This is a genomic window from Mycobacterium sp. IDUB_21 (assembly GCF_055419425.1).
The window spans coordinates 135,795-159,495 of record NZ_JBVAXQ010000012.1 but is presented as its reverse complement, the minus strand read 5'-3'; the positions used below and the strand labels follow the sequence as shown (position 1 = coordinate 159,495).

Genomic DNA, 23,701 nt, shown 5'->3' with positions numbered 1-23,701 from the left:
AAGATTGAGGGGCTATGGCTACCACGGCTGAAGTGGGTCTCATGACCACCAGCGATGTATCGAATGAACTGGGAATCCCGGTAGGGACGCTGCGGTACTACCGCTCCACCGGCAGCGGGCCGATGTCCTTCCGGTTGGCTGGCCGGGTGCGGTATCGGCGCGCCGATGTGATCGCCTGGGTTGATGCGCAGGAGCGCAACACTCGTCGAGGCGAAGGCGTCGCCTGATGTACAACGAGACGGCTTCCTCGGAGATCGATGGAGACGGTGGAGACTCGACCGGTTCTGATCTGCTTGCCGATGTTCGCGACGTTGTCCGCCGCTTCTGTGTGTTGCCCGGTGAGCATGAACTCGTCGCGGTGGTGTTGTGGTCCGCCTTGTCGCATCTGCTGACGAAGTTCGACTATGCGCCGCGGTTAGTCATTCGATCGGCGGAGAAGAGGTCGGGTAAGTCGCGATTGTTGGAGATAGTTGACGCCTTGGCCTATTCGCCGCTGCGTGCGGTCAACGCCACGGTCGCGTTCGTGTTCCGCTCCCTCGACAGGAATCCGCCGCCGACTCTGTTGTTCGACGAGGCCGACACCATCTTCGGTTCTAAGAGTGTCGCGGACAAGAACGAGGAGTTGCGCGGGCTGCTCAATGCCGGCTTTCAGCGGGGGTTGCCGTTCGGTCGCGTCGTGGGATCGGATTTGGCGACGCAAGAGTTCTCCACGTTCGCGATGGCCGCCTTGGCGGGAATTGGCCGGATGCCGGAGACCATTGAGGATCGTGCTGTGGTTGTCGTGATGAAGCGCCGCACTGCCGAGGAGACGGTCTATCCCTACCGCCTGCGCCGCGATGGTCCTATGTTGCATGATCTCCGCGACCGCCTAGCCGGGTGGGCCGACACCGTGAGGGATCGGGCTGGCGAGACGTACCCCGAGTTACCTATTGATGACCGGGCCGCGGACGTATGGGAACCGCTGGTAGCCGTTGCGGACCTCGCCGGTGGTGCGTGGCCCCAACTCGCTCGGGACGCCGCTGTGGCACTGGTGAACTCTGCGGCTGAGGATGACACAGCGCGGTCTCCGGAACTGCAACTTCTCGCGGACATTCGGGCGGTGTTCGATAGCAGGTTCATGAAGTCCGATGACCTGTGCAGCAAGCTGCGTGCGATCTCTGAATCGCCGTGGGGGCAGATTGAACTCAACCCATCCCGGCTCGGTGTACGTCTGCGCGAATACTCGATAAAGACCCGTCACACCGAAGACAAGGCGGGACGTGGTTACTACCTTGATGACTTTACCGACGCATTCGTCCGCTACCTCCCGCCCGAACTGGCGTCCGAAGACGTCCAACCCGTCCGAGGTAACCTTGACCTGGACCGGCGGGTGGACACCAGCGGAGAGTTGAGTTCGTCCAGAGCACGGAGTGACCTGTCCCAAATGTGCGTTGGCGACGGTGGGGAATTGGCTGACGACGCCAATGGAAGGCAGGCGCCGGACACCCCGGACACCGTCGGACGCCTCGTGGAGGGGCAAGCCAGTCGACCGAGCCCTGGAGTCATGCCGAAGTGCCGGCCGACGGGAACAGTCGAAACTTCCGGCCGCCAGGAACATCAACGGTTGCGGACGAGGAGCGGGCGCTCGCCTCGACGGAATCGCGAGCCCAGCGCTGTGACGTACTAGCTGTGATGTCCGGTTGTCCGGGGCGGTATCGGTTAGCTTTGGTGCCGCAGAGGCGCAGCTTATCTCGGAACCCGAATTTGCTTTCCCGGCTTGTGTCGACGGCGGTGGGATATGCATCGCGCAAGTAGCAGCCAGCTTGTGATCCTGGATCGCGCTGGGGCAGACGAGGCGTTGCCCTGGTGCCAGGGTGAAATTGCACTGCGCGGGCTAACAGGAACCTTCCACGACACGAAGAGGCGATCCGCCCCGCGTCAGGGTTGATTCGCTTATTCTACGCAGGTGGCTAAGTCCGAGAAGAGTTCGCAGCGCGTTTCCGGTTATTTTGGATTAACTAAGACGCAAGGCGCACTTGACTTCGTAGACGTCTACGTTGCCAGAGATATTCCACTGTTTATCGATCCAACCATCCTGGCAACGCTCAACTCTGAATGGGCAAACGAGTGCGCCAGCGCGGTTCAAGCCTTCTTTCAAACCATCATCGATCTGATACGCGTTGGCGATGAGGCCCAAGCGTTATCGTCGCTGACATTTCTAGGCGAGGACAATTCTACTAGATTGGGCTATTCAAGCCGGGGCAAAGGAAGCGGGGTGGGCGCTGGATTGGCGGCAGCATTCTACGAAGAACTTTCAACCAGCAAAGCTGTGAAATCAGGACTAATAACCGATCTCGAAGACACCGCGCTATTTATTGAAGGTGTGCGCGAGGACCGCGTGTCCGATGTGGTCACAAATATAATTCGCAAACAACTCATCGAATACACTCAGGCCACGGCCAAATATTACGGAATACCCCTCACCAAAAATATTGCCGTTCGTAGCTGCTGGAATAGCCATTTACGACGGTGGGATCAACCCCGCCATTTCGATCTTCCCTTAGCTCCCAATGGGCCACTGCTACTAGTTCCCAAAAGCATCGTCAGACGGACGTTGTACCACGACCCGGGTGAATATTACACACACTATGTACTGCCCTTCTTTCAGGCACAGGAAATCGCAAATCAATCATCGCTAGTGCACTTCTTGCGGTCTGGAGAACCGAGGGTATACAAGAAGGACGTCGATGCCAAGCAAAAGGCAAGACACAATCCCGATAAGCTTGGCGTAGAGAAACGCATCAATCTCGACGCCACAGATCAGAGTTCCGAAATCCTCGAAAGATTCAAGCGCAACAAGGCGGCCAGTCCCCCAGGGGCGTTGAGTCATGAAGACATCGCGAGGAACGCTCAAACATCCGGACCGGATTTTGACGCGCTACTCCAAGAAGTGTTAGACGTTGAAGCGGGACGCGATTCGGCCTGGCGCTATGAGAACGTAGTCGAGGCGTTTCTAACCGCCCTTTTCTATCCAAGCTTGGTAAACCCCGTACGTCAGCACAATATTCATGGTGGTCGAAAGCGGATAGACATTGCCTATAGCAACATGGCAGCCGATGGGTTCTTTAAGTGGCTCGCTAATCATTATCCTAGTGGTCAAATCTTTGTTGAATGTAAAAATTACACGCGGCCTCTGGCCAATGAGGAATTTGATCAGATCGCCGGACGGTTCTCGCCCTCGCGAGGCAAGTACGGCTTGCTTGTCTATCGTGCATATTCTGACAAGGAAAAGGTGCTGGAATCTCTGCGCGATACCGCGCGTGATGACCGCGGATATGTGACGGCCTTGGACGATGCCGACCTTTCCGCCCTAGCCGAAGAGGTGAAGAGCACGGGCACGGCCAGTGGGCTCAACGGCTTGCTGGCGACCCGATTCAAAGCACTTATCAATTAGCCTGATTTGCAATCCGCCTTAGGCTCTGCGGCACGGGCAAGCCGTTAGCTATCGCTCGCAAATTCATGATGGTCTGCCGGCGTTGCCGTAAGCAGCTGTGCGGAACGATTCCTCGCAACAATGTTAGTCCGGCGTCGCTGGCGGGTACGGTACAGACTGGTGCGGACTGGACGCACGGGATGTTTGATGTTCTCGCGTCACAGGGCGGGCCAGCGTGAGTATTTGGGCTGTGCCAAACATGGCATAAACTCGCACTTGCGACAACAATCGAGAACTAATCACTTTACTGTGAGGATTGGTGAGACATGGCTAACCCGCCCGACGAGATCGATGTTCTCCTGGATGGTGCGCATCCGAAGCCATCGACTGAACGTATGCAGCGCGCCTTCTACGAGCGATGCAAATGGGTGGAACTGATGCTCGGTGTCCGCTCCCTTGCTGAAATCGAGATGAGTCAACATAATTTCTCAGCGGGACTTCCAATCGAGGCGGTATTTCGGGATGAGCTTGCCAAGATTCTTCCTCATCGATACCAGGTGACTTGCGGAACCCTGTCAGACAGGCAGGGCAATACTGCGGGCGATTGCGATGTGGTGATCTTCAACGACATCTGGTTCCCTGTTATCAAGCCGCCGCCTACCGCGACCGACCGTGAACGGGTCATGCCGGTGGAGGGTGCGTACGCGATTCTTGAGGTCAAGCAGTCATTGAGCGTCAAAGCCCTTGACGCGGCGATGGCCAAACTGATTACTTGCAGCAGGCTTCACCGACCGTCGGTCCCGGAGAGCCAGGTGACGGAGAACAGGCGGATTGACGGATTGCCCGGAAACGTACAGATCGCCAATCCGCTCTTCACCGCCGTTGTTGCGATACGCCTAGCGGATGACAGTCTGGACGCTCTAGTCGCCCGATTCATTGAGATTAACCGACGACTTCACCCGCATCGGAACCAGATGGTTCATTGCCTGTGCGTACTCGGCGAAGGGTGCTACTTCTGGGGGTGGGTTCCGCAAGGATCAACCCAGGCCCAAATGGCGAAGTTTATGGGTCCCGACGACCTTGTCGAACCCCTCATGCTTATCGAATCAAGCGGTCAGTCTGGAGAATCGCCTCTTGGAGCCCTGGTGGCCAAGCTCTACGGTCACGCGACGAACTCGGTCCTGGAGGACCCCACCGACCTACCTCACACGTACGGAATCGGGCAGAACTACAAGCCGTTCCTCGGCGGCGCGGCATTGATCCCGCGGGTCGCCCCTCTAGGCGAGTTGCCCCCGCCAGGTCTATTGGGGGAGTCTCAGAACTAAAGAACTGAGACACCAGCGCCGGATGCTGAAGCGGTTCTCTAAGTCTCACGTCAAATCGTCTCACAAGTTGCCTCAAAACAATTGTCGCAAAGCTTGCTGTTCTGCGACTTATGAGACAGAATGGACGCATGCCCACCACCACGGGAACCGTCCTCGGCTACATGCGCGTGTCCACCGGCCACCAGAGCCTCGACGCTCAACAGGATGCGCTCACCGCCGCCGGGGTCGACCCCAACCGGTTGTACAGCGACAAGCTGACCGGCACCAGCACCCGCGAGCAGCGAACCGGACTCGCCGGCCTACTGGACTACGCCCGCGGGGGAGACACCATCGTGGTCGTTGGCATCGACCGCCTGGGCCGGAACGCCGCCGAAGTCATGTCAACCATCCGCGACCTTGGTCAGCGCAACATCGTGCTGCGGTCGCTACGCGAGGGCATCGACACCAGCACCGCCGCCGGGAGGATGGTCGCCGGTGTCCTCGCCAGCCTGGCCGAACTTGAGCTAGAACTGGGCCGTGAGCGTCGCTCTGCCGCCCGTGAGGCACGTAAGGCACGTGGCCAACACATCGGCCGACCGAAGGCGCTCGACACCGATAAGGCCGAGCTGGCCCGTCGTATGCGCGCCAGTGGGGAACCGGCTCCGGTGATCGCCAAGGCCCTCGGCGTCAGTCGCGCCACGGTGTACCGGGTACTGGCCGACTGACCGGCAACCCCGCGAGGGCGCAGGCGGTAGACCCCTGGGGGTACCCCCTCCCCCCAGGCCAGCACACGCCTCGCACTGCCAGCGGCTTCTCTCTCTCCAGAAAATCTGAGCACTTTGCTGGTGGAATGGCTTCATGGTTAGTCAGAAACCGGATCCACAGGCGGATCTCCGGGAAGCAATCAGGGCTATGCCCCCCGTTAGCGGCTTCGATCAACTGTTGGGGGCGGCGTCGCAACGGTTGGAGCTTCTGGGCTTCGCCGAGCTAGCTGAAACGGTGCACGATGTAGCGTCCTACGGCGCTCCACAAGAAGGGCCTCAGATTCCAGTCATCGAACGGTTTCGGGCTGTAGCCGCTGCGACCGGCTGGGCGATGAGCGAGGAAACCAAAGTTGATGCCGAGTGGGGCATTGCAAGTACGACACTCACACTTACCTACGGCAAGAACACTATCGATGCGTCAATCAGGGGTCGTGGGATGCATCTGGACTATGCCGCTTGGCGAATCGCGGGGGCGGGTTATCAGTTCCACGAGATGCTTGCCCCGCAGCGCAAGTATCACCGCGTTGGCACGGTACTTGAGTGGATGCGCCGCGTGGTCATTGAGCCCTCAAGCGAAGATGAGGGCGCCACATGACCGTCCGTCGGCAAGTGAGACGCACACCAGTTGAGCCTCGGCGCCGCGTCCGCAGACCGTCCGCAGTAGCTCTGGCAAGGGTCCCGGCTCGTCAACCGTAGTCAACCTCTTGACCTGCATATACTTAACGCATCCAACGCTGTCAGCGGCGATAAACTCCCAGCAAGGAGTTCCGGTTTAACGTGTGACCGCTTGAGATCACCGCGATCGCTTCGTTGAGGAGTGGATAGACCACCAATGAGAAGTCTCCGACGTGTGTCTCGGAGGTGACCTCACCGCGACGGCGGTAGGGGAGGCTCGTCCTCATGTCGGTGGTTGAGGTGATCTATCTGGTGGCGGCGCTGCTCTGGATTCTTGTGGTGGTGGCTGCGGCCTGCATCGGAGGCCACTACGTGGTGAAGCTTCGTGCCAGGCGCCGCCAGGTGGCTGGGCTGATCGACATCGTGCGACTGTCCATCGAGCGCGTCATCGTCCCGTACCGGGCGGTGGCAGCTGGCGGTGCAGCCGTGCTCCAGCGGGTGGTTGACGGTAGCGGCGTCTTCGGGAGCGTCGTTCAGTTGATGATGACGTCGATCCCCGCTGCGCGCATCGCCGCCAAGCGGTCACGCCACTCCTGCAGTGCCTCGGGTGTCAGCCGCGGCCAATCGTGGATCTCTTCGACGACCCGCAGTGGTTCGCTGCTGCGGTAGGAGCGGGTCGGATTGCCGGGGAACTTCTTATCGGTCACGTTCGGATCGTTCTCGAACTCACCCGTTGGTTCGACGAGATACACCCGCGGCGTGCCGTCGCCGGGCGCGAGCTCGGCCGACAGTCCGGCACCGTCGCGCAGGGCGGTGAAGTAGATGTGGTTCATGATGAGTTCCGGCCGGTAATTGGAACGGAAGCCCGCGGTGAGCAGGTCTCCGACCCGTAGTTCGGCCTTGGTTCCGTGGAAAAACGGACCTTCGTCAAGTACCGCGTTCATTATCTAAAGGCTATCGGCCTGTGACAGCCCTCCGGGGAATGCGTCCGTGATATCCAAGTCGAGAGGCTCTGCACAGACCGGCCGTCGGCACCCCGTCAATCAGACCCTCGGACCACTCGTGCTGGTCAGAGACATTGACTACTGTAGTCATGCGGCATCGCCGATAGCAACAACGGTGAAGTCGCTGGCGCACCGCAGCCAGCCCAAAACTGGCATCCCGACGGTAACCCTGGCCGCGCAGAGCCGTTCGTCCTCGACTCCCGTTCTTCCGAGCCGCCGGATCGGCGGGCCGCCGGGCCGGCGGACGTCACCAGGCCTCGACTCCGCCTTGACAATAGTCAATATTACTGACTAACATGGTCAATGTTCCTGATGATCGCCAGGCGGTGGATGGGGTGCCGGGAGCCCGGCCCCGCGCCCATTCATCCCTCAAGAGAAAGTCAAACATCATGAAGTTTCTTGTCCTTGGAGCAACCGGTCGCACCGGCGTCCTCTTCGTCGAAAAGGCGCTCGATCAGGGCCACCAGGTCACCGCGCTCGTTCGGCGGGCCGACGCCACTGTTGACCCGCGTGCTCACGTCGTCAGCGGCGACGTCACCGACGCCGCCGTAATCGCGACGGCAGCCCGCGGCCACGATGCGGTCATCAGCACGCTCGGGGTGAAGAGCGCCCGCGAGACCCCGACGCTGATCGCCGACACCGTCCGTGCCGTCATCACATCCGCGAGGACATCGGGCGTGGACCGTTTTGTCATGCTGTCTGCGTTCGGAGTCGGCGACTCCCTCGCCAAGGCCTCATTCCTCGTGGGGCCCCTATTTCGCACCGTGCTCCGGAAGGCCTACGCAGACAAGGCCGCGTCGGAAGTGCTCTTGCGGGCCAGCGATCTGAAATGGACCCTCGAATACCCCGGAGCGTTGAACGACCGGAACAGGACCCGCTACAACGCGGTCGTGCTCGAGGACGTCACGAAAATGCCGATCTTCCCCTCGACTTCTCGCACAAACGTCGCCGACTTCCTCCTCCGCTCCGCCGTGGAAGGCAGCTTCATCGGTCAGACCGTCGTGGTCACCGACACCAAATAGCTCAGACAAGGAGGTGCATCCGTCACCGACGGGACGTGTACCGCAGCTGAGTGGTCATCCGGCGGGCGTTGTTGTCGGACGGTGGGGCTAGCGTGCCTCAGGCAAGCTGCACCTACGCCGCCCGGGAGGGCCATATGAAGTTCATTTCGACTCGCATCATCACCGCCGACGTCCAGCGACTGGTCGGCTTCTACGAGATGGTCACCGGCGTCTCCGCGGTCTGGGGGAACGAGCTTTTCGCCGAGATTCCCACCTCGGTCGGCACGCTGGCCATCGGTAGTGTCAAGACGGTCCCGCTGTTCGGAGACGGATCCGCCGAGCCGGCAGCCAACCGCAGTGCGATTCTCGAGTTCATGGTCGCCGACGTGGACGCCGAGTATGGGCGGCTCGGTGAGCACCTGAGCGAGATCGTGACGGAGCCGACGACCATGCCGTGGGGTAACCGCGCGCTGCTGTTCCGGGATCCGGATGGAAACCTCGTCAACCTGTTCACCCCCGTCACCGATCAGGCCCGTGCGAAGTTCGGTGTGTGACCGGGCTTCACGCCGCCCACCATCTGTACTACGTTGTGTCGTAGATTGATCTCTAGGGGGTCATATGCGGTGGCGCGGTGTGAGTCACGTCGAGTTCGCGGTATTGGACTACGACGACTCCATCGCGTTCTACGACGCGTTGTTCGGCTGGCTCGGGTACAGCAGCTTCTCGTCGCTGGACATGGAATACCAGTCGACGTACTACATGACGAACCATGCCAACCCGCATAGTTACCTCGGCATCCAACCGGCCCGGACGGGGGAGAAGCTGGCGCACCGTGACCAGGCGGTCGGGATCAACCACGTTGCGCTGTGGGCGCGGAGCAGGAAAGAGGTCGACCGCTTTCACCGTGACTTCTTGATCCCGCGGGACATCCCCGTCACCGATGAACCAAAGGACTACCCGCAGTATTGGCCCGGCTACTACGCCGTGTTCTTCGACGACCCGATCAACGGTATCCATTGGGAGCTGGCGTGGACGCCGAAAATCCCTACCCCCGGCCAAGTCTGGTCGTTCTACCGGGCGCTTCGTGGCTTCACGACAACACGTTCGGATCTGGCGAACACGGTGCCCGGCGTCATTCTGCAGGCGAGCCGAACCCTGCCGCGCCGAACTCAGCGAAGCTAGCCATCAACACACGCGGTATTGCAGCCGCCGTGAACGAATGGCAGCGGATTACCAGATGACGGCGATCCCTGCGGCCGTCAGGACCAATGCAATCGCCGCGTAGAACAGCGCGCGCGGAGCTTCACCCGACCGGCGCTGCCGGGCCCGGCCGATCCCGAGCACAGCCCCCAGGGCGATCAGTAGCACCAGCTTGACGGTGATCTTGGGGTAGTTGAGCACCACGTCGGCCGGCCAGGGCGCCGCCAGCGCAAGCCCGGTCAGCAACGACAGCACCACGCCGTAGTCCATCAACGGGGTGAGCTGGAAACGCCGCGCCGCGGCCTCCGCGGCCAAGGCCCCGAATATCACCGCGAACCCGACGATGTGCAGCAGAACTATTACGTGCCGTAGTACCTCCACGTCGCTCAGGCTAGCCCGAGGGGGTGGCAAATGCTATTCCCGCCTGGCAAGCCTGACCTGGACCACTACCCTTGACCGGCATGACCTCATCGACCACCCGCCTGGCCGCCGTCGTCGCCGCCACCAGCGACCCGGATGCTGCCGACCCGGCCGGCCACCAGGTCGTGTTCCGGGCCTCCGCCGTCGCGCACGACGCAGTGGCCAGCACGATCACCATGGGCCGCTACAGCGTCGAAGTCGACGAGCCGCCGACGCTCGGCGGTGAGAACACCGCCCCCAACCCGGTCGAGTACTACCTGGGATCGCTGCTGTCCTGCCAGATCGTCACCTGGCGGTACTGGGCCGAGAAGCTGGGCATAACGGTCGACGAGATCACCGGGCGCGCCGAGGGGGATCTGGACGTGCGCGGCTTCTTCGGCCTGGATGACACGGTCCGCCCGGGCTTCAGCGAGGTGCGGGTGGTCGTCACGGTGACCGGCCCGGAAACCGAAGAGCGCTACGCCGAACTGCACCGGGTCGTCGAATCACACTGCCCGGTATTGGATTTGACCACCAACGTCACACCGGTGCGCAGCAGTCTCGAAGTGGGGGAACAGCGGTGATCTTCATCGTGGTCAAGTTCGAGACCAAACCGGAGTGGGCCCAGCGCTGGCCGCAGCTGGTCGCGGAGTTCACCGAGGCCACCCGGGCCGAGCCGGGCAACCTGTGGTTCGACTGGTCACGCAGCCTGGACAATCCACACGAATACGTCCTGGTCGAAGCGTTCCGCGATGGTGACGCCGGCAGTGCGCATGTCAACAGCGACCACTTCAAACAAGCCATGACCGACATGCCACAGGCGTTGGTGTCGACACCGAAGATCATCAGCCAGCAGCTCGATGCGGCGGACTGGTCGGCCATGGGTGAACTCACGATCGACTAGGGCGCCTAAAGCACGACGGCGATCTCCCGGCCCAGCTGATATCCGGGGGTCAGCGGCAAGATGTCGCCGCTCCAGAATGTCCCGGGGTCGAACCAGTTCGCGTCCTTGTCGGTCGACAGCAAACCCATCTCCTCATAGGTGATGCCCACCGTCTCCGCGCAGTAGGCGGTCTGCAGCGCGACTCTGGCTTTGCGCGCTTTACGGCGTTGGCTGACCTCGCGGACCTTGCGGTCCAGCACCGGGATTCCGCGGGTCCAGTCGCCCGCGGTCGGCAACCGGCCCCGCAGCCACCGGCCGGTGAGCCGTGCCGTGGTGGGAAACGCGGTGCCGTCCATCCGGGCGATCACCTGCAGCAACCGGTCCTCCTGTTTGCGGGTGATGGTTCCGTTGAGTTGACGCAGCCAGCAACGCTGCTCGTAGCGGCCCGTCCACTGTTCGACTGAGGCCCGGGCATCGTTGAGCTGCACACCGCGGTGGTTGGTGCCGGTCCAGAAGTCGAGCAGTTTGTCGCCGAGCTCGGCATGCCAGATCAGCGGGGGCAGGTCGTCGAGGGCCACCGTCATCCCGACGTGGTTCACCGGGGCGTTGGACAGGGTTTGGATGGCGCGGTCGGGACCGGAGCGGCCGCGGAACAGCCAGAGGTCGCCAGTGCGGGTCTCGGCCAGCGCATGCTCCAAAGTCACCGTGTGTTCGTCCACGACAGCACCCTAAGGTGTGATGGTGCGCAGCATTTGGAAATGGATCGGCCTGGCGGGGGTGGTCGGCGTCGCCGCCGGGGGAGTGCTGGTGGCGCGGGACCAGCGACGGCGACGGGCCTACACGCCCGAGGAGGTTCGCGCTCGACTGCATGCGCGGCTGGCCCAAGTCGGCAGCGAGGACTAGGCGGGCTCCACCGCGTAGAGCCGGTGGGTGCCGGCGAAGCCCTTCAGCTCGGCGTCGCGGCCGGCGCCGACGGTGATGTCCTCGCAGTCCTTGACGGCGTCGCGCACCGGGCCGCTGACCAGGATCTGGGCGCCGTCGGCGGCGGCGGCCACCCGCGCGGCCATGGCGACGTTGCGCCCGAACAGGTCGTCGCCGCGGCGCACCGAGCGACCCATGTGAATTCCGATCCGGACCCGGATCGGGTGCTGCGGCTTGCGGCCGCGCCGTTGCAGGGCGTGCTGGATGTCGATGGCGCAGCGCACCGCCTGCTCGGGCTGCGCGAACGCGATCATGAAACCGTCGCCCTGGCTCTTGACCACATGCCCGGAGTGCTCACCGACCAGGCGGTGCACCATGTCGTCGTGCCGGGCGATCAGCTTCACCCAGGCGCGGTCACCGATCCGCTCGTTGAGCGCGGTGGACTCCTCGATGTCGGTGAACAGGATCACCACATGCCCGTCCGGTGTGAGGCGGGCCAGGTCGGGGCGCTCCACCTCCGCCCAATCGGCGAGATCCTCGATCGAGCTGCGCACAGCGGCTCCAAAGCCCTGCTTGCGCACCAGGTTCGCGGTCTGCCACACGGTTTTGACGGCTTCCCGCCCGCTGGACAGCAGCAGGTTGCGGGTGTCGACTCGTTGTCGCAGTGCCTCGGCCTGAGCCTCGGCCGCCCGCAGCCGCGCGGTCAGCACCGCCAGGGCGAGCCCTTCGGCGACCACCACCGCCGCCAGCACGCCGACCGCGAGCAGCGTCGGCGTCAGCCATCCGATCCCGAACATTCAGTCGGACACGAACTCGACGACGGCCGAGCTGAAGGCGTCGTTGTCGTCGCCGGCCGCGGTGTGCCCCGCCTCGGACAATTCGACGAAGCGTGCGCCGGGAACCTTGGCCAGGAAGTCCGCAACGCCCTCAGGGCTCACCACGTCGGACAGTTTGCCGCGGATCAGCAGGATGGGGATCTGCAGCCCGACGGCGGCCGCCTCGATCTTCTCGGTGCGCAGCCCCGGGTCGTCATCGGGCTTGGTCATCATTGCCGGATCCCAGTGCCAATACCATCGGCCGTGGCGGTACCGCAGGTTCTTCTTGAGGCCCTCGGGACTGCGTGGTTTGGTCCGGTGCGGCAGGTACTCCGCCACCGCGTCGGCGGCCTGCTCCAGCGAGTCGAAGCCGTCGATGTGGCTGAGCATGAAGTCCCGGATCCGGGCGCTGCCGTCCTTTTCGTAGCGCGGCACCACATCGACCAGCACCAGCTTGACCACCCGCTGCGGCCCTGCCTGGTCGGCGACCAGTATCCCGGTCAGCCCGCCCATGCTCGCCCCGATCAGCACCACCGGTCGGGCGATCGCCGCGATCACCGCGTCGGCGTCGGCGGCAAGCGTCTCGATGGCGTAGTCGGCGCCGGGTGCGCGGTCGCTGTCGCCGTGGCCGCGGGTGTCGAGCGCGACGACGTGATAGCCCCGGTCGGCCAGGATCTGGCCGGTCTTGTGCCAGGAGTGCCGATTCTGGCCGCCGCCGTGCAGCATCACGATCGTCGGGGCGACGGTGTCTGCGGCGATACCCCGGTTCCATTCGTCGGCGACCAGGGTGACTCCGTCGACGCCGTCGAATTCGACAGTCTGGGCTGTGCTCATCAGGAGATGGTAGACAGTTTGGATCATGGTGGGTGAAGACATCGGTGACGTCGGGAAGCGTCGGGCGCTGATCGCGGGACTGATCGGGGTGCTGGTCATGGCGGTCCTGGTGGTCTGGCTCGGCTTTCACGCCGAAGCGGCCCATGGCGCCGCCGCGCAGCGGGAAATGTTCGTGCAGGCGGCCCGCCGGACCGCGCTCGACCTCACCACGGTCGACTACCAAGACCCGCAGGGCGACGTGCAGCGCGTGCTCGATTCGGCGACCGGTGAGTTCTATGAGCGGTTCTCCCAGCGGGCCCCGGTGCTCATCGAGACCGTCACCCGGGAGCGTTCGCAGGCGGTCAGTTCGGTGAGCGAGGCGGGCCTGGAATGGCAGTCGCGTGACGAGGCGCAGGTGCTGGTGGCCGTCAGCGTCGCGTCCACCCACCTGGGCGGCCTCGAGATGCGCCCCCATGAGCTGCGGATGCGGATGACCGTGCAGCGGGTGGGCAATCAGGCCAAGGTTTCCGACATCGAGTACGTCGCATGAACCGCCTGATCTACGGGGTTCTGCCGGGTCTGATCCTGGCGCTGGCGGTAGCGGCCGGCCTGTTGAAGTGGCACGACGGATCGGTTCGCGCCGAAGAGCTGCTACGCGACGAAACCGTCAACGCGGCAACCGAATCGACGATCAGGATGTTGTCTTTTCGGCCCGACACCGTCGAGCGCGATTTGTCTGCCGCCCAGGAGTTGATGACCGACGGCTTCCGGGACGAGTTCGCGGTGCGGGCGCGCGATCAGATCATCCCCGACGCCAAGGCGCGCGAGGTCACCGCGACCGCCGAGGTCCCCGGAGCGGCATCGGTGTGGGCCACGCCGAAACGCGCTGCGGTGCTGGTCTTCGTGGACCGCACCGTCACGCTCGGCTCGGCCGAGCCCGGCGAGGTCGTAGCGAGCTACCGGGTGACATTGGACAAGGTCGACGGCCAGTGGCTGGTCGCAGACTTCGAGCCGGTCTGAGGGGCAGACGATGACGGAGCCGCGGTGGATCGACGTGACGACGCCCCGGGTGGCGATCAGGGCACTGAGTTGGGGAGAGCCGGGTAACCCGGTCGCGTTGTGCCTACACGGTTTTCCCGACACCGCCTACGGCTGGCGCCGGGTGGCGCCCCGACTGGCCGCGGCCGGCTGGCATGTGGTGGCACCGTTCATGCGCGGTTACGCCCCGTCCTCGATCCCGGATGACGGCAGCTATCACATCGGCGCGCTGATGGACGACGCGCTGCGGGTGTATGAAACGGTCGGATCGACCGGTCGCGATGTGGTGATCGGTCACGACTGGGGCGCGCTGACGGCCACCGGGTTGGCCGCCATGCCCGACAGCCCGTTCGCCAAGGCGGTGATCATGTCGGTGCCCCCACCGGCGGCGCTTCGCTCGGTCGGGGCCTCCGAGCGGATCGCCGTGGCCGGCCAGCTGCCGGCGCAGATGTTGCGCAGCTGGTACATCGGCTACTTCCAACTGCCGTGGCTGCCGGATCGATCGGCCTCTTGGGTGCTGCCGCGGCTGTGGCGGCGATGGTCGCAGGGCTATCCCGCCGATGAGGATCTGCGGCACGTCGACGCGGCGATCGGGACGCCGGAGGGCTGGCGGGCGGCGCTCGGACCGTACCGGGCCCTGCGCAGCGCCCGGGTGCCCGACCGCTACGCCGAGCTGCACCGGCACTGGCTGCAGCTGCCGCGATTGTCGAGCCTGTATCTGCACGGGCGCACCGACGGCTGCATGTCACCGGCTTTCACGCGGTGGGTGGAGCAGGCGTTACCGGATGGCAGTGCGGTGGCCGTGGTCGAGCACGCCGGGCACTTCCTGCAACTCGAGCAGCCCGACGAGGTGGCCGACCGGGTGCTGACCTTTATCACTTGATGAGCGGGGCGACGGGGAAGCACCCGATGGCCGCGACCGACGCCCAGTTCTACTGGATGTCGGCGAAGATCCCCAGCGACCAGTTCCTGCTGTACGCCTTCGCCGGAGTGCCGGCCGATGTCGACGACGCCGTCACTCAGGTGCTCGACCGCGCCCGGGTGAGCCCGGACCTGACCATGCGGGTCGAGGATGCCGGTGCGCTGGGCTACCCGCGGTGGGTGCCGATGTTCGACCACGTCGGCGCCGTTCGGCACCGGGCCCCCGACGACGGCTGGGCCGGTTGCCTGGACGCGGTGGTGCGGCTCACCGATGACCAACTCGACGTCCGGGCAGCGCCCTGGCGGCTGCACGTGTTCGCGCCGGTGCACGGCATTCCGGGCCACCACGGCGCGGGCACGGTAGTGGTGCTGCAGGTGGCGCACGCGCTGGCCGACGGCGCGCGGGCCTCAGCGCTGGCCGCGTGGCTGTTCGGGCGTGCCACACCGATCGCCGCGGTCGACACACCGGACCGGGGATTCCTGCCCTGGCGCGCCGCCGTCGCCGCACGCGCCCACCGCGGCCGGGTCGACGCCACCCGCGCCGGACTGTTGCCGCCCCCGGTCGCAGACCGGCCGCCGCTGGTCACCAACAACCGGCCGGCCGGTGCTCGGACGGTGCGCACCCTGGTGCGGCGGCGCGCGGAGCTGAGCGGAGCCACCGTCACCGTGGCGGTGCTGTCGGCGGTGTCCACGGCGCTGTCGGCCTATCTCGACGAGCCGTGCGACTCGCTGGGCGCCGAGGTGCCGATGGCCAAAACCGGTGTTCGCCTGGCGAACAACCACTTCGGCAACATCCGGGTGGGGTTGTACCCGCGATATGACCGGGCTGCCCGCATCGAGGCGATCGCCGCCGACATCGCCGATGGACGGCTTCGCGCCGGCCATCCCGCCTCGGCCGCCGCCGACCGGGCGTTCGCAGCGACACCGGCGGCCCTGTTGCGCTGGGGCGTCGGGAAGTTCGACCCGCAGACCCGCCCGGTGCGGGTGGCCGGCAACACCGTGGTGTCCAGCGTGCACCGCGGCGCGGCAGACCTGCGCTTCGGCACGGCGCCGGTGCTGCTGACCGCGGGGTTTCCCGCGCTGTCCCCGGCGATGGGCCTCACCCACGGCGTACACGGGATCGGCGACACGGTGGTGATCAGCGTGCACGCCGCCGAGTCGGCGATCAGCGATATCGAGGTCTATCTACGACTGTTGGACGCGGCATTGTAGGTTGGGGCGCATGGCTACTGCTGCTGACGTCGGATTGCTGATTCTGCGCCTGGTTCTGGGTTTGGGCCTGGCGGCGCATGGCTTCAACAAGTTCTTCGGTGGGGGCCGCATCCCCGGCACCGCGAGGTGGTTCGAAAGCATCGGGATGAAGTACGGAAAATTCCAGGCCGTGACGGCCGCTACCGCCGAGGTCGCCGCCGGGCTGGGGCTGGCCGCCGGGCTGCTCACGCCGATCGCAGCCGCCGGGTTCGTGGCGCTGATGGCAGTCGCGGTGTGGACCGTGCACCGTGCGAACGGCTTCTTCGTGCTCAATAACGGCTGGGAATACAACCTGGTGCTGGCCACCGGCGCCGTCGTGGTGGCGATGCTAGGGCCGGGCCGGCTCAGCCTGGATCACCAGATCTTCTGCCACTGCTGGGCCAACGGCTGGACCGGCCTGTTGATCTCGGTCGGCCTCGGGCTGGCCGGTGCGATCGGACAGCTGGCGCTGTTCTACCGCCCGCCGGCCAAGACCGCCGAGACCGGCGAGTAGGGCAGCCCGCTGCCGGCGTTCTCGTCGACGACGACCCGCCGACCCAGATAGGGGAAGGCCCGCTGCGGGCACGCCTCGCGGTCACAGACCTTGCAACCCGATCCGATCGGCACCACCGTGGCGGCATCACTCAGAGCGACGCCCGTTGAGTACACGAGTTTGTCGGCGTGTGCCAGGTCGCAGCCCAGCCCGACGGCGAAAGTCTTGTGCTGCCCCAGATAGCCGCGGCCCTCGGGCGGCGTGGTGGTGGCGATCCAGAAGTACTGGCGTCCGTCCGGCATCTGCGCGACCTGGGTGATGATCCGGCCAGGCTGGCTGAACGCATCGTGGACCACCCACAGCGGACAGCTGCCGCCGACCCGGCTGAAATGAAACGCGGTGGCCGACTGGCGTTTCGAGATATTACCCGCCTTGTCGGTGCGCACGAAGATGAACGGCACCCCGCGCCGGCCCGGCTGTTGCAGTGTCGAGAGCCGGTGGCAGACCGTCTCGAAGCCGACCTCGAAGCGGCGCCCCAACAGGTCTATGTCGTACCGCAACTCCTCAGCTGACCGGTGAAACTGCCGATACGGCAGCAGAAACGCGCCGGCGAAATAGTTGGCCAGCCCGATCCTGGCCACCCCGCGGGCTTCCGGGCTCAACAACTGGTCTTGCGCCACGACCTCGGACAGCAGCTCGGCTTGGGTCAGCAGTGCCAGCTGGGTGGCGATCTGGAAAGCGCGCTGGCCGGCCAGCAGCCAGTGCGCGATGCGCAGCACCCCGGTCGCCGGATCGAAGACGCGTTTGGTCCCCGGCGGCAGGTCGTCGACGACTGCGACGGTGACGTCGAAGCGTTCGGCCATCAGCGCAGACAGCTGAATATCCAAGCCGCCGAACCGCATCCCGGTGTCGGCGAACAGGCGCTCGGCGGCGTCGTCGAGCTCGGGGATGTAATTGTTCCGGTCGTAGAAGAAGTCCCGGACCTCCTCGAACGGCATCGGGCGGGCCACGGTCTGCGCCGAGTCGCCAGACACCCGTGACCGATAGGATTCCAACTCGTCGGTAGCGCCACGGAGCCGGCGGTGCATGGTCACCAGGCTGTTCCCGATCTCCGGCATGCGTGCGACGAGTTCCTCGATCTGGGTATCGCTGGCAGCGTGTTCGCCGGCGGCGGCGGTGAACATCTCGCGCAGGTCGGCGACGAGCCGGGCATCGGAGTCGCCCGAGAAGTACTGCGGTGGCAGGGCGAACCGGTCGGTCAGTGCCAGCAGCACCGATACGGTGAGCGGCCGCTGGTCATTCTCGAGCTGATTGACGTAGCTGGTGGACAGGTTCAGCGCGCGTGCCAGCGCCACCTGCGTCAGGTTGCGCTCCTCGCGCAGGCGTCGCAGCCGAGCCCCGGCGAAGGTCCGGTTGGTGGGGGGTGCCATACGTGCCATGGCAAAGAACCCTAGTCTCCCGAGAAGTTCGCAGTGTTCGCAAAAATGGCAAAGCGAGGATGCATAACTACGCAATTACAGGTCGTTTCGGCCCCCTGAAAACGTGCGTAGTGTGTGAAATATGCAGGTACATGACGTCCGGACGCGTCGCAGCGCCGAGGATTTCCCCCGTTCCGAGCACCTTGCCGCCAAGATCGCGGAGGTAGCTGCCGACCCGGTGGCCGTCCCCGACGACACCACCGAGATGGTCATCAACCGGATCATCGACAACGCCGGCGTCAGCGCCGCCTCGGTGTTGCGCCGGCCGGTGACCGTTGCCCGCCGTCAGGCGCTGGCCCACCCGGCGCACCCGCCCAGGCCGGGTGCGCAGGTCTTCGGGGTGCCGGGCGGGTTCTCGGCGGAGTGGGCGGCCTGGGCCAACGGGGTCGCGGTGCGCGAACTGGATTTCCACGACACGTTCCTGGCCGCCGAGTACTCCCACCCGGGTGACAACATCCCACCGCTGGTCGCCGTCGCCCAGCAGCTCGGCGTCTCGGGTGCCGACCTGATCCGCGGCCTGGCCACCGCCTACGAGGTGCAGATCGACCTGGTCAAGGGAATCTGCCTGCACGAACACAAGATCGACCACGTCGCGCACCTGGGACCGTCGGTGGCCGCCGGCATCGGCACCATGCTCCGGCTGGGCCCGGACGTCATCTACTCCGCGATCGGCCAGGCACTGCACCTGACCACCGCAACCCGCCAGTCCCGCAAGGGGCTGATCTCCAGCTGGAAGGCGTACGCGCCCGCCCTGGCCGGCAAGGTGGGCATCGAGGCGGTCGACCGCGCGATGCGCGGCGAGGAATCTCCGGCGCCGATCTGGGAGGGCGAAGACGGCGTGATCGCCTGGCTGCTGTCCGGGCCCGACCACACCTACCAGGTGCCGCTGCCCGGCCCCGGCGAGTCCAAACGGGCCATCCTGGACAGCTACACCAAGGAGCATTCGGCCGAATACCAGAGCCAGGCGCTGATCGACCTGGCCCGCCGAATGCGTGAGCGTATAGGCGATCTGGAGCAGGTCGCCACAATCGTGCTGCACACCAGCCACCACACCCACTACGTGATCGGCACCGGATCCGGCGACCCGCAGAAGTTCGACCCGGACGCCTCACGAGAGACCCTGGACCACTCGGTGATGTACATCTTCGCCGTTGCGTTGCAGGACGGCAGCTGGCACCACGAACGCTCGTACGCGCCGGATCGCGCGCACCGACCCGACACCATCGCGTTGTGGCGCAAGATCTCCACCGTCGAGGACCCGCGCTGGACGCGCCGCTACCACTCGACCGACGCAGGCGAGAAGGCGTTCGGGGCGCGCGCGGAGGTGACGCTGCGCAACGGCGACGTGATCACCGACGAGTTGGCGCTCGCCGACGCGCACCCGCTGGGGGCCCGGCCATTCGGCCGCAAGCAGTACATCGCGAAGTTCACCGATCTCGCCGACGGCGTGGTCGAACCCGCTGAGCAGCAACGGTTCCTGTCGGCGGTCGAGGGCCTGGCGACGCTGGATGGCGGTGAACTGGGCGCGTTGAACATCCTCATCGATCCGCTGGTGCTCGACAAGGCGCCGGACACACCGGAGGGAATCTTCCGGTGAGTGGACTACTCGGCTCTGCGACGGCGCCCGCCGACAAACGGGCGGCATTTCGGACCGGTCTGGCTTCGGGCCGGCTGCAACGCTTTCCGGGTGCCTTCTCGCCACTGGTAGCCAAGGTGGTCGCCGAGATCGGGTTCGAGGGCGTCTACGTCTCCGGTGCGGTGCTCTCGGCCGACCTGGGATTGCCCGACATCGGGCTGACCACCCTGACCGAGGTGGCCGCCCGCGGGGCGCAGGTCGCGGCGGCCACCGATCTGCCCACGCTGATCGACGCCGACACCGGGTTCGGTGAGCCGATGAACGCCGCGAGGACCATCACGGTGCTCGAAGACGCCGGACTGGCTGGCTGCCACCTCGAAGACCAGGTGAACCCCAAGCGGTGCGGACACCTCGACGGCAAGGCAGTGGTGCCGCCCGCCGAGATGGTCAAGCGTCTGCGGGCCGCCATCGCAGCGCGCCGCGACCCTGACTTCGTCATCTGCGCCCGCACCGACGCCGCCGGCATCGAGGGACTGCCCGCCGCGATCGACCGCGCCAAGGCCTACGCCGACGCCGGAGCGGATCTGATCTTCACCGAAGCGTTGCGTGGTCCAGCCGATTTCGAGCGGTTCCGCGCAGCCGTGGACGTTCCGTTGCTGGCCAACATGACCGAGTTCGGTAAGTCGGAGTTGCTCACCGCGGCTCAACTGGCCGACATCGGCTACAACGTCGTCATCTACCCGGTCACCACGCTGCGGCTGGCGATGTTCGCCGTCGAATCCGGCTTGCGTGAAATCGAAACGGCTGGAACTCAATCCGGCCTGCTGGACCGGATGCAGCATCGCAGCAGGCTCTATGAGTTGCTGCACTACGCCGACTACAACCAGTTCGACGACGACATCTTCAACTTCACCATCGAGGGAGGCCGCCGGTGACCACTGCGGACATTCACAAGGGACTCGCCGGCGTCGTCGTCGACACCACCGCCATCTCCAAGGTGGTGCCGGAGACCAACTCGTTGACCTACCGGGGTTACCCCGTGCAGGATCTGGCCGCGCACTGCAGCTTCGAACAGGTCGCCTACCTGCTGTGGCACGGTGAGCTGCCGACCGATGCCGAACTGGCGCTGTTCTGCCAGCGGGAGCGCGCGGCGCGGCGGGTGGACCAGTCACTGCTGGCGCTGGTGGCCAAGCTCCCCGACAACTGCCACCCGATGGATGTGGTGCGCACCGCGGTCAGCTACCTGGGCGCCGAGGACCCCGCCGAAGACGACAGTGCGGAGTCGGCCAATGTCGCCAAGGCGCTGCGGATGTTCGCGGTGCTGCCCACGATCGTCGCCGTCGACATGCGCCGCCGGCGCGGCCTTCCACCGGTGGCGCCGCACAGCCACCTCGGTTACTCCGAGAACTTCCTGCGGATGTGCTTCGGGGAGGTGCCCGACCAAGTGATCGTCTCGGCGTTCGAGCAGTCGATGATCCTCTACGCCGAGCACGGGTTCAACGCCTCGACGTTCGCGGCCCGGGTGGTCACCTCGACGCAGTCCGACATCTACAGTGCGGTCACCGCCGCGATCGGCGCGCTCAAGGGTTCGCTGCACGGCGGCGCCAACGAGGCGGTCATGCACGACATGATCGAGATCGGCGAACCGGCCAGGGCCGCGGAGTGGCTGCACGGCAAGCTGTCCCGCAAGGAGAAGGTGATGGGGTTCGGTCACCGGGTCTACAAGCACGGTGATTCACGGGTGCCGACCATGAAGCAGGCCCTGGACCGGGTAGCCGCAGCCCACGACGGCGGGCGCTGGATGGAGATCTACGGCGTGCTGGAGGCCGAGATGTTCGCCGCCACCGGACTCAAGCCCAATCTGGACTTCCCGACGGGCCCGGCTTACCACCTGATGGGGTTCGACATCGAGATGTTCACGCCGCTGTTCGTGATGAGCCGGGTGGTGGGCTGGACCGCGCACATCATCGAGCAGACCGCCGCCAACGCGCTGATCCGCCCGCTGAGTGCCTATTCCGGCCGATCGCAGCGGGCCCTCGACGTCGACTGAGCCCGTTAACGCCACGATGATCTAGAACGCGTTCTAGTCTGTCGGTCATGGGATTCCTCAAGCCCGAACTGCCCGTCGTCGACTTCGCCGAATGGAGCAAGGGCAGCCGCAGTGAGAAGATCCGCCCGATGGCCCGGCACTGGGCCGAGGTGGGCTTCGGCACGCCGGTGGTGCTGCACCTGTTCTACGTGTTCAAGATCGCGCTCTACATCCTCGGCGCCTGGCTGTTCGCACTGGGCACCACGGGCATCGACGGGTTCACCGACGTGCGGCAGTGGTGGAGCGAACCGATCGTCTTCGAGAAGCTCGTGCTCTACACGATGCTGTTCGAGGTGATCGGCCTGGGCTGTGGGTTCGGGCCGCTGAACAACCGGTTCTTCCCGCCGATGGGCTCGATCCTCTACTGGCTGCGGCCGAACACCATTCGGTTGCCGCCGTGGCCGCGCCGGATTCCGCTGACTGCCGGCACCAACCGGACACCGCTCGATGTCGCGTTGTACGCAGCACTGCTGGTGATGATCCTGGTCGCTCTGTCTTCTGACGGCACCGGCCCGATTCCGGCGCTGCACACGACCGTGGGGGTACTACCGCACTGGCAGATACTGGCGATATTGGCAATCCTGGCGGTGGCCGGACTGCGTGACAAGGTGATCTTCCTGGCTGCCCGTGGTGAGGTCTACGCCCCGCTGGCAGCGGCGTTCCTGTTCACCGGAGTCGACATGGTCGTCGCGGCCAAAGCGATCTTCATGGTGATCTGGATGGGCGCCGCGACGTCAAAACTCAACCGGCACTTCCCCTATGTCATCTCGACGATGATGAGCAACAACCCGTTGGTCAGGCCGAAGGCGCTCAAACGCCTCTTCTTCAAGGACTTTCCCGAAGATCTGCGCCCCGGACGGCCGTCCAAGACGCTGGCGCATTTCAGCACGTTCATCGAGATGTGCGTGCCGTTGGTGCTGTTCTTCTCCCACGGCGGCTGGCCGACGGCGATCGCGGCCTTCGTCATGGTCTGCTTCCATCTGGGCATCCTGGTGGCGATCCCGATGGGGGTACCGCTGGAGTGGAACGTCTTCATGATCTTCGGGGTGTTGTCGCTGTTCGTCGCCCACGCCGATCTCGGCTTGAGCGATGTGAACAACGGTTGGGCAGTGGCGCTACTGTTCGCCATCAGCGCGGGCACCGTCGTACTGGGAAACCTCTTCCCGCACAAGGTCTCGTTCCTGGCCGGGATGCGCTACTACGCCGGCAACTGGGATACCACGCTGTGGTGCCTGAAAGCCGGTGCCGAAGAGAAGATCGCGCGTGGGATCGTCGCCATCGCCAGCATGCCCGCCGCGCAGCTGGAGCGCTTCTACGGCAGCCCGGAAGCCGCGCAGATCCCGATCTACATGGGATATGCGTTCCGCGGCTTCAACACTCACGGCCGGGCACTGTTCAGTCTGGCGCACCGTGCGATGACCGGCCAGGACGAGAACGACTACGCCCTCACCGACGGCGAGCGGATCTGCTCGACGGCGATCGGCTGGAACTTCGGCGACGGCCACATGTCAAATGAGCAGCTGATCGAGGCGCTGCAGCAGCGCTGCGGATTCGAACCGGGGGAGGTGCGGGTGGTCATACTCGACGCCCAGCCGATCCACCGGCAGACCCAGGCCTACCGGCTGGTGGACGCCGCCACCGGGGAATTCGAGCGCGGCTACGTCAAGGTGGCCGACATGGTGGCTCGCCAGCCCTGGGAAGACGATCTGCCCGCATATGTCGACGAGACCGCATCTCGGTGATGC

At 64.9% G+C, this 23,701-nt stretch carries 27 protein-coding genes; 21 read left to right on the top strand and 6 right to left on the bottom strand.

Annotated elements, in window-relative coordinates:
* The first annotated feature begins 41 nt into the window (after positions 1-41).
* From ACZYY4_RS17975 to ACZYY4_RS17950, 6 genes are all read left to right on the top strand, one after another.
* Positions 42-227 (top strand): helix-turn-helix transcriptional regulator, encoded by a 186-nt coding sequence (locus ACZYY4_RS17975; protein WP_463811344.1) that lies wholly within the window; start codon positions 42-44, stop codon positions 225-227.
* Positions 227-1,666: a DUF3631 domain-containing protein gene (locus ACZYY4_RS17970; protein ID WP_463811343.1), complete on the top strand. Its 1,440-nt coding sequence runs from the start codon at positions 227-229 to the stop codon at positions 1,664-1,666. Before ACZYY4_RS17975 ends, ACZYY4_RS17970 begins: the two co-directional genes overlap by 1 nt.
* Before the next feature lie 279 nt (positions 1,667-1,945).
* Entirely contained in the window at positions 1,946-3,433 is a 1,488-nt protein-coding gene (locus ACZYY4_RS17965; protein WP_463811342.1) for a hypothetical protein, read from the top strand.
* Positions 3,434-3,738: 305 nt separating this feature from the next.
* Positions 3,739-4,737: a DUF6602 domain-containing protein gene (locus ACZYY4_RS17960; RefSeq protein WP_463811341.1), complete on the top strand. Its 999-nt coding sequence runs from the start codon at positions 3,739-3,741 to the stop codon at positions 4,735-4,737.
* Positions 4,738-4,865: 128 nt separating this feature from the next.
* Positions 4,866-5,441, top strand: a complete 576-nt coding sequence (locus ACZYY4_RS17955; RefSeq protein WP_463811340.1) for a recombinase family protein — start codon at positions 4,866-4,868, stop codon at positions 5,439-5,441.
* A 133-nt stretch (positions 5,442-5,574) separates the two neighbouring features.
* The gene (locus tag ACZYY4_RS17950; RefSeq protein WP_463811339.1) at positions 5,575-6,075 is read left to right on the top strand and encodes a hypothetical protein; all 501 of its coding nucleotides are present in this window, start codon (positions 5,575-5,577) and stop codon (positions 6,073-6,075) included.
* A gap of 553 nt (positions 6,076-6,628) precedes the next feature.
* Here ACZYY4_RS17950 and arr read toward each other — a convergent pair.
* Positions 6,629-7,039: an NAD(+)--rifampin ADP-ribosyltransferase gene (arr, locus tag ACZYY4_RS17945; RefSeq protein WP_463811338.1), complete on the bottom strand. Its 411-nt coding sequence runs from the start codon at positions 7,037-7,039 to the stop codon at positions 6,629-6,631.
* Between the two features lie 449 nt (positions 7,040-7,488).
* Between arr and ACZYY4_RS17940 the strand changes: the two genes are divergently transcribed.
* The 3 genes from ACZYY4_RS17940 (at position 7,489) to ACZYY4_RS17930 (ending at position 9,282) form a co-directional block, all read left to right on the top strand.
* On the top strand, positions 7,489-8,121 hold the full coding sequence (locus tag ACZYY4_RS17940; RefSeq protein ID WP_463811337.1) for an NAD(P)-dependent oxidoreductase: 633 nt from the start codon (positions 7,489-7,491) through the stop codon (positions 8,119-8,121).
* A gap of 134 nt (positions 8,122-8,255) precedes the next feature.
* Positions 8,256-8,654 (top strand): VOC family protein, encoded by a 399-nt coding sequence (locus ACZYY4_RS17935; RefSeq protein WP_463811336.1) that lies wholly within the window; start codon positions 8,256-8,258, stop codon positions 8,652-8,654.
* Between the two features lie 64 nt (positions 8,655-8,718).
* Complete coding sequence (locus ACZYY4_RS17930; protein ID WP_463811335.1) at positions 8,719-9,282, top strand: VOC family protein; 564 nt, start codon at positions 8,719-8,721, stop codon at positions 9,280-9,282.
* 48 nt (positions 9,283-9,330) lie between these two features.
* On the opposite strand, the gene ACZYY4_RS17925 is transcribed toward ACZYY4_RS17930, so the two are convergent.
* Positions 9,331-9,681 carry a Fe-S protein gene (locus tag ACZYY4_RS17925; RefSeq protein WP_463811334.1) on the bottom strand — a complete coding sequence of 117 codons (351 nt, stop codon included), beginning with the start codon at positions 9,679-9,681 and terminating at the stop codon, positions 9,331-9,333.
* A gap of 80 nt (positions 9,682-9,761) precedes the next feature.
* On the opposite strand from ACZYY4_RS17925, the gene ACZYY4_RS17920 reads away from it, so the two are divergent.
* A complete protein-coding gene (locus ACZYY4_RS17920; protein WP_463811333.1) occupies positions 9,762-10,283 on the top strand; it encodes an OsmC family protein in 522 nt (173 codons plus the stop codon).
* Positions 10,280-10,603 carry a putative quinol monooxygenase gene (locus ACZYY4_RS17915; RefSeq protein WP_463811332.1) on the top strand — a complete coding sequence of 108 codons (324 nt, stop codon included), beginning with the start codon at positions 10,280-10,282 and terminating at the stop codon, positions 10,601-10,603. The genes ACZYY4_RS17920 and ACZYY4_RS17915 overlap by 4 nt, the downstream gene beginning before the upstream one ends.
* A gap of 5 nt (positions 10,604-10,608) precedes the next feature.
* Here the strand turns inward: ACZYY4_RS17915 and ACZYY4_RS17910 are convergent, their stop codons facing one another.
* Positions 10,609-11,301: a guanylate cyclase gene (locus ACZYY4_RS17910; RefSeq protein WP_463811331.1), complete on the bottom strand. Its 693-nt coding sequence runs from the start codon at positions 11,299-11,301 to the stop codon at positions 10,609-10,611.
* Positions 11,302-11,320: 19 nt separating this feature from the next.
* On the opposite strand from ACZYY4_RS17910, the gene ACZYY4_RS17905 reads away from it, so the two are divergent.
* Positions 11,321-11,485: a hypothetical protein gene (locus ACZYY4_RS17905; protein ID WP_463811378.1), complete on the top strand. Its 165-nt coding sequence runs from the start codon at positions 11,321-11,323 to the stop codon at positions 11,483-11,485.
* Here the strand turns inward: ACZYY4_RS17905 and ACZYY4_RS17900 are convergent.
* Entirely contained in the window at positions 11,482-12,300 is an 819-nt protein-coding gene (locus ACZYY4_RS17900; RefSeq protein WP_463811330.1) for an adenylate/guanylate cyclase domain-containing protein, read from the bottom strand. The two genes, ACZYY4_RS17905 and ACZYY4_RS17900, sit on opposite strands and share 4 nt — an antisense overlap.
* Positions 12,301-13,152, bottom strand: a complete 852-nt coding sequence (locus ACZYY4_RS17895; protein ID WP_463811329.1) for an alpha/beta fold hydrolase — start codon at positions 13,150-13,152, stop codon at positions 12,301-12,303. It abuts the gene before it with no gap.
* Positions 13,153-13,177: 25 nt separating this feature from the next.
* Here ACZYY4_RS17895 and ACZYY4_RS17890 point away from each other — a divergent pair, with 25 nt between their 5' ends.
* From ACZYY4_RS17890 to ACZYY4_RS17870, 5 genes are read left to right on the top strand one after another with little or no spacing between them, the layout of a single operon-like run.
* Positions 13,178-13,681: an Mce protein gene (locus ACZYY4_RS17890; RefSeq protein ID WP_463811328.1), complete on the top strand. Its 504-nt coding sequence runs from the start codon at positions 13,178-13,180 to the stop codon at positions 13,679-13,681.
* Positions 13,678-14,151: a hypothetical protein gene (locus ACZYY4_RS17885; RefSeq protein WP_463811327.1), complete on the top strand. Its 474-nt coding sequence runs from the start codon at positions 13,678-13,680 to the stop codon at positions 14,149-14,151. The genes ACZYY4_RS17890 and ACZYY4_RS17885 overlap by 4 nt, the downstream gene beginning before the upstream one ends.
* A 10-nt stretch (positions 14,152-14,161) precedes the next feature.
* Entirely contained in the window at positions 14,162-15,052 is an 891-nt protein-coding gene (locus tag ACZYY4_RS17880) for an alpha/beta fold hydrolase (RefSeq protein ID WP_463811326.1), read from the top strand.
* Between the two features lie 26 nt (positions 15,053-15,078).
* A complete protein-coding gene (locus ACZYY4_RS17875; protein WP_463811325.1) occupies positions 15,079-16,302 on the top strand; it encodes a WS/DGAT/MGAT family O-acyltransferase in 1,224 nt (407 codons plus the stop codon).
* A 10-nt stretch (positions 16,303-16,312) separates the two neighbouring features.
* On the top strand, positions 16,313-16,834 hold the full coding sequence (locus tag ACZYY4_RS17870) for a DoxX family protein (RefSeq protein WP_463811324.1): 522 nt from the start codon (positions 16,313-16,315) through the stop codon (positions 16,832-16,834).
* On the opposite strand, the gene ACZYY4_RS17865 is transcribed toward ACZYY4_RS17870, so the two are convergent.
* A complete protein-coding gene (locus tag ACZYY4_RS17865) occupies positions 16,795-18,243 on the bottom strand; it encodes a short-chain fatty acyl-CoA regulator family protein (protein ID WP_463811375.1) in 1,449 nt (482 codons plus the stop codon). The two genes, ACZYY4_RS17870 and ACZYY4_RS17865, sit on opposite strands and share 40 nt — an antisense overlap.
* A 130-nt stretch (positions 18,244-18,373) precedes the next feature.
* On the opposite strand from ACZYY4_RS17865, the gene prpD reads away from it, so the two are divergent.
* From prpD to ACZYY4_RS17845, 4 genes are read left to right on the top strand one after another with little or no spacing between them, the layout of a single operon-like run.
* Positions 18,374-19,888 (top strand): 2-methylcitrate dehydratase PrpD, encoded by a 1,515-nt coding sequence (prpD, locus tag ACZYY4_RS17860; protein ID WP_463811323.1) that lies wholly within the window; start codon positions 18,374-18,376, stop codon positions 19,886-19,888.
* Complete coding sequence (prpB, locus tag ACZYY4_RS17855) at positions 19,885-20,802, top strand: methylisocitrate lyase (RefSeq protein ID WP_463811322.1); 918 nt, start codon at positions 19,885-19,887, stop codon at positions 20,800-20,802. The genes prpD and prpB overlap by 4 nt, the downstream gene beginning before the upstream one ends.
* Positions 20,799-21,917, top strand: a complete 1,119-nt coding sequence (locus ACZYY4_RS17850; protein WP_463811321.1) for a bifunctional 2-methylcitrate synthase/citrate synthase — start codon at positions 20,799-20,801, stop codon at positions 21,915-21,917. The genes prpB and ACZYY4_RS17850 overlap by 4 nt, the downstream gene beginning before the upstream one ends.
* Positions 21,918-21,964: 47 nt before the next feature.
* Positions 21,965-23,698 carry a DUF3556 domain-containing protein gene (locus tag ACZYY4_RS17845; protein ID WP_463811320.1) on the top strand — a complete coding sequence of 578 codons (1,734 nt, stop codon included), beginning with the start codon at positions 21,965-21,967 and terminating at the stop codon, positions 23,696-23,698.
* Positions 23,699-23,701: the final 3 nt, after the last annotated feature.

Coding starts and splice junctions, on each gene's coding strand:
- ACZYY4_RS17845 (WP_463811320.1), top strand. CDS start 21,965: ATGGGATTCCTCAAGCCCGAACTGCCCGTCGTCGACTTCGCCGAATGG.
- ACZYY4_RS17930 (WP_463811335.1), top strand. CDS start 8,719: ATGCGGTGGCGCGGTGTGAGTCACGTCGAGTTCGCGGTATTGGACTAC.
- ACZYY4_RS17865 (WP_463811375.1), bottom strand. CDS start 18,243: ATGGCACCCCCCACCAACCGGACCTTCGCCGGGGCTCGGCTGCGACGC.
- ACZYY4_RS17955 (WP_463811340.1), top strand. CDS start 4,866: ATGCCCACCACCACGGGAACCGTCCTCGGCTACATGCGCGTGTCCACC.
- ACZYY4_RS17875 (WP_463811325.1), top strand. CDS start 15,079: ATGGCCGCGACCGACGCCCAGTTCTACTGGATGTCGGCGAAGATCCCC.
- ACZYY4_RS17940 (WP_463811337.1), top strand. CDS start 7,489: ATGAAGTTTCTTGTCCTTGGAGCAACCGGTCGCACCGGCGTCCTCTTC.
- prpD (WP_463811323.1), top strand. CDS start 18,374: ATGCAGGTACATGACGTCCGGACGCGTCGCAGCGCCGAGGATTTCCCC.
- ACZYY4_RS17970 (WP_463811343.1), top strand. CDS start 227: ATGTACAACGAGACGGCTTCCTCGGAGATCGATGGAGACGGTGGAGAC.
- ACZYY4_RS17905 (WP_463811378.1), top strand. CDS start 11,321: ATGGTGCGCAGCATTTGGAAATGGATCGGCCTGGCGGGGGTGGTCGGC.
- arr (WP_463811338.1), bottom strand. CDS start 7,039: ATGAACGCGGTACTTGACGAAGGTCCGTTTTTCCACGGAACCAAGGCC.
- ACZYY4_RS17960 (WP_463811341.1), top strand. CDS start 3,739: ATGGCTAACCCGCCCGACGAGATCGATGTTCTCCTGGATGGTGCGCAT.
- ACZYY4_RS17920 (WP_463811333.1), top strand. CDS start 9,762: ATGACCTCATCGACCACCCGCCTGGCCGCCGTCGTCGCCGCCACCAGC.
- ACZYY4_RS17950 (WP_463811339.1), top strand. CDS start 5,575: ATGGTTAGTCAGAAACCGGATCCACAGGCGGATCTCCGGGAAGCAATC.
- ACZYY4_RS17870 (WP_463811324.1), top strand. CDS start 16,313: ATGGCTACTGCTGCTGACGTCGGATTGCTGATTCTGCGCCTGGTTCTG.
- ACZYY4_RS17895 (WP_463811329.1), bottom strand. CDS start 13,152: ATGAGCACAGCCCAGACTGTCGAATTCGACGGCGTCGACGGAGTCACC.
- ACZYY4_RS17880 (WP_463811326.1), top strand. CDS start 14,162: ATGACGGAGCCGCGGTGGATCGACGTGACGACGCCCCGGGTGGCGATC.
- ACZYY4_RS17890 (WP_463811328.1), top strand. CDS start 13,178: ATGGTGGGTGAAGACATCGGTGACGTCGGGAAGCGTCGGGCGCTGATC.
- ACZYY4_RS17935 (WP_463811336.1), top strand. CDS start 8,256: ATGAAGTTCATTTCGACTCGCATCATCACCGCCGACGTCCAGCGACTG.
- ACZYY4_RS17900 (WP_463811330.1), bottom strand. CDS start 12,300: ATGTTCGGGATCGGATGGCTGACGCCGACGCTGCTCGCGGTCGGCGTG.
- ACZYY4_RS17975 (WP_463811344.1), top strand. CDS start 42: ATGACCACCAGCGATGTATCGAATGAACTGGGAATCCCGGTAGGGACG.
- ACZYY4_RS17885 (WP_463811327.1), top strand. CDS start 13,678: ATGAACCGCCTGATCTACGGGGTTCTGCCGGGTCTGATCCTGGCGCTG.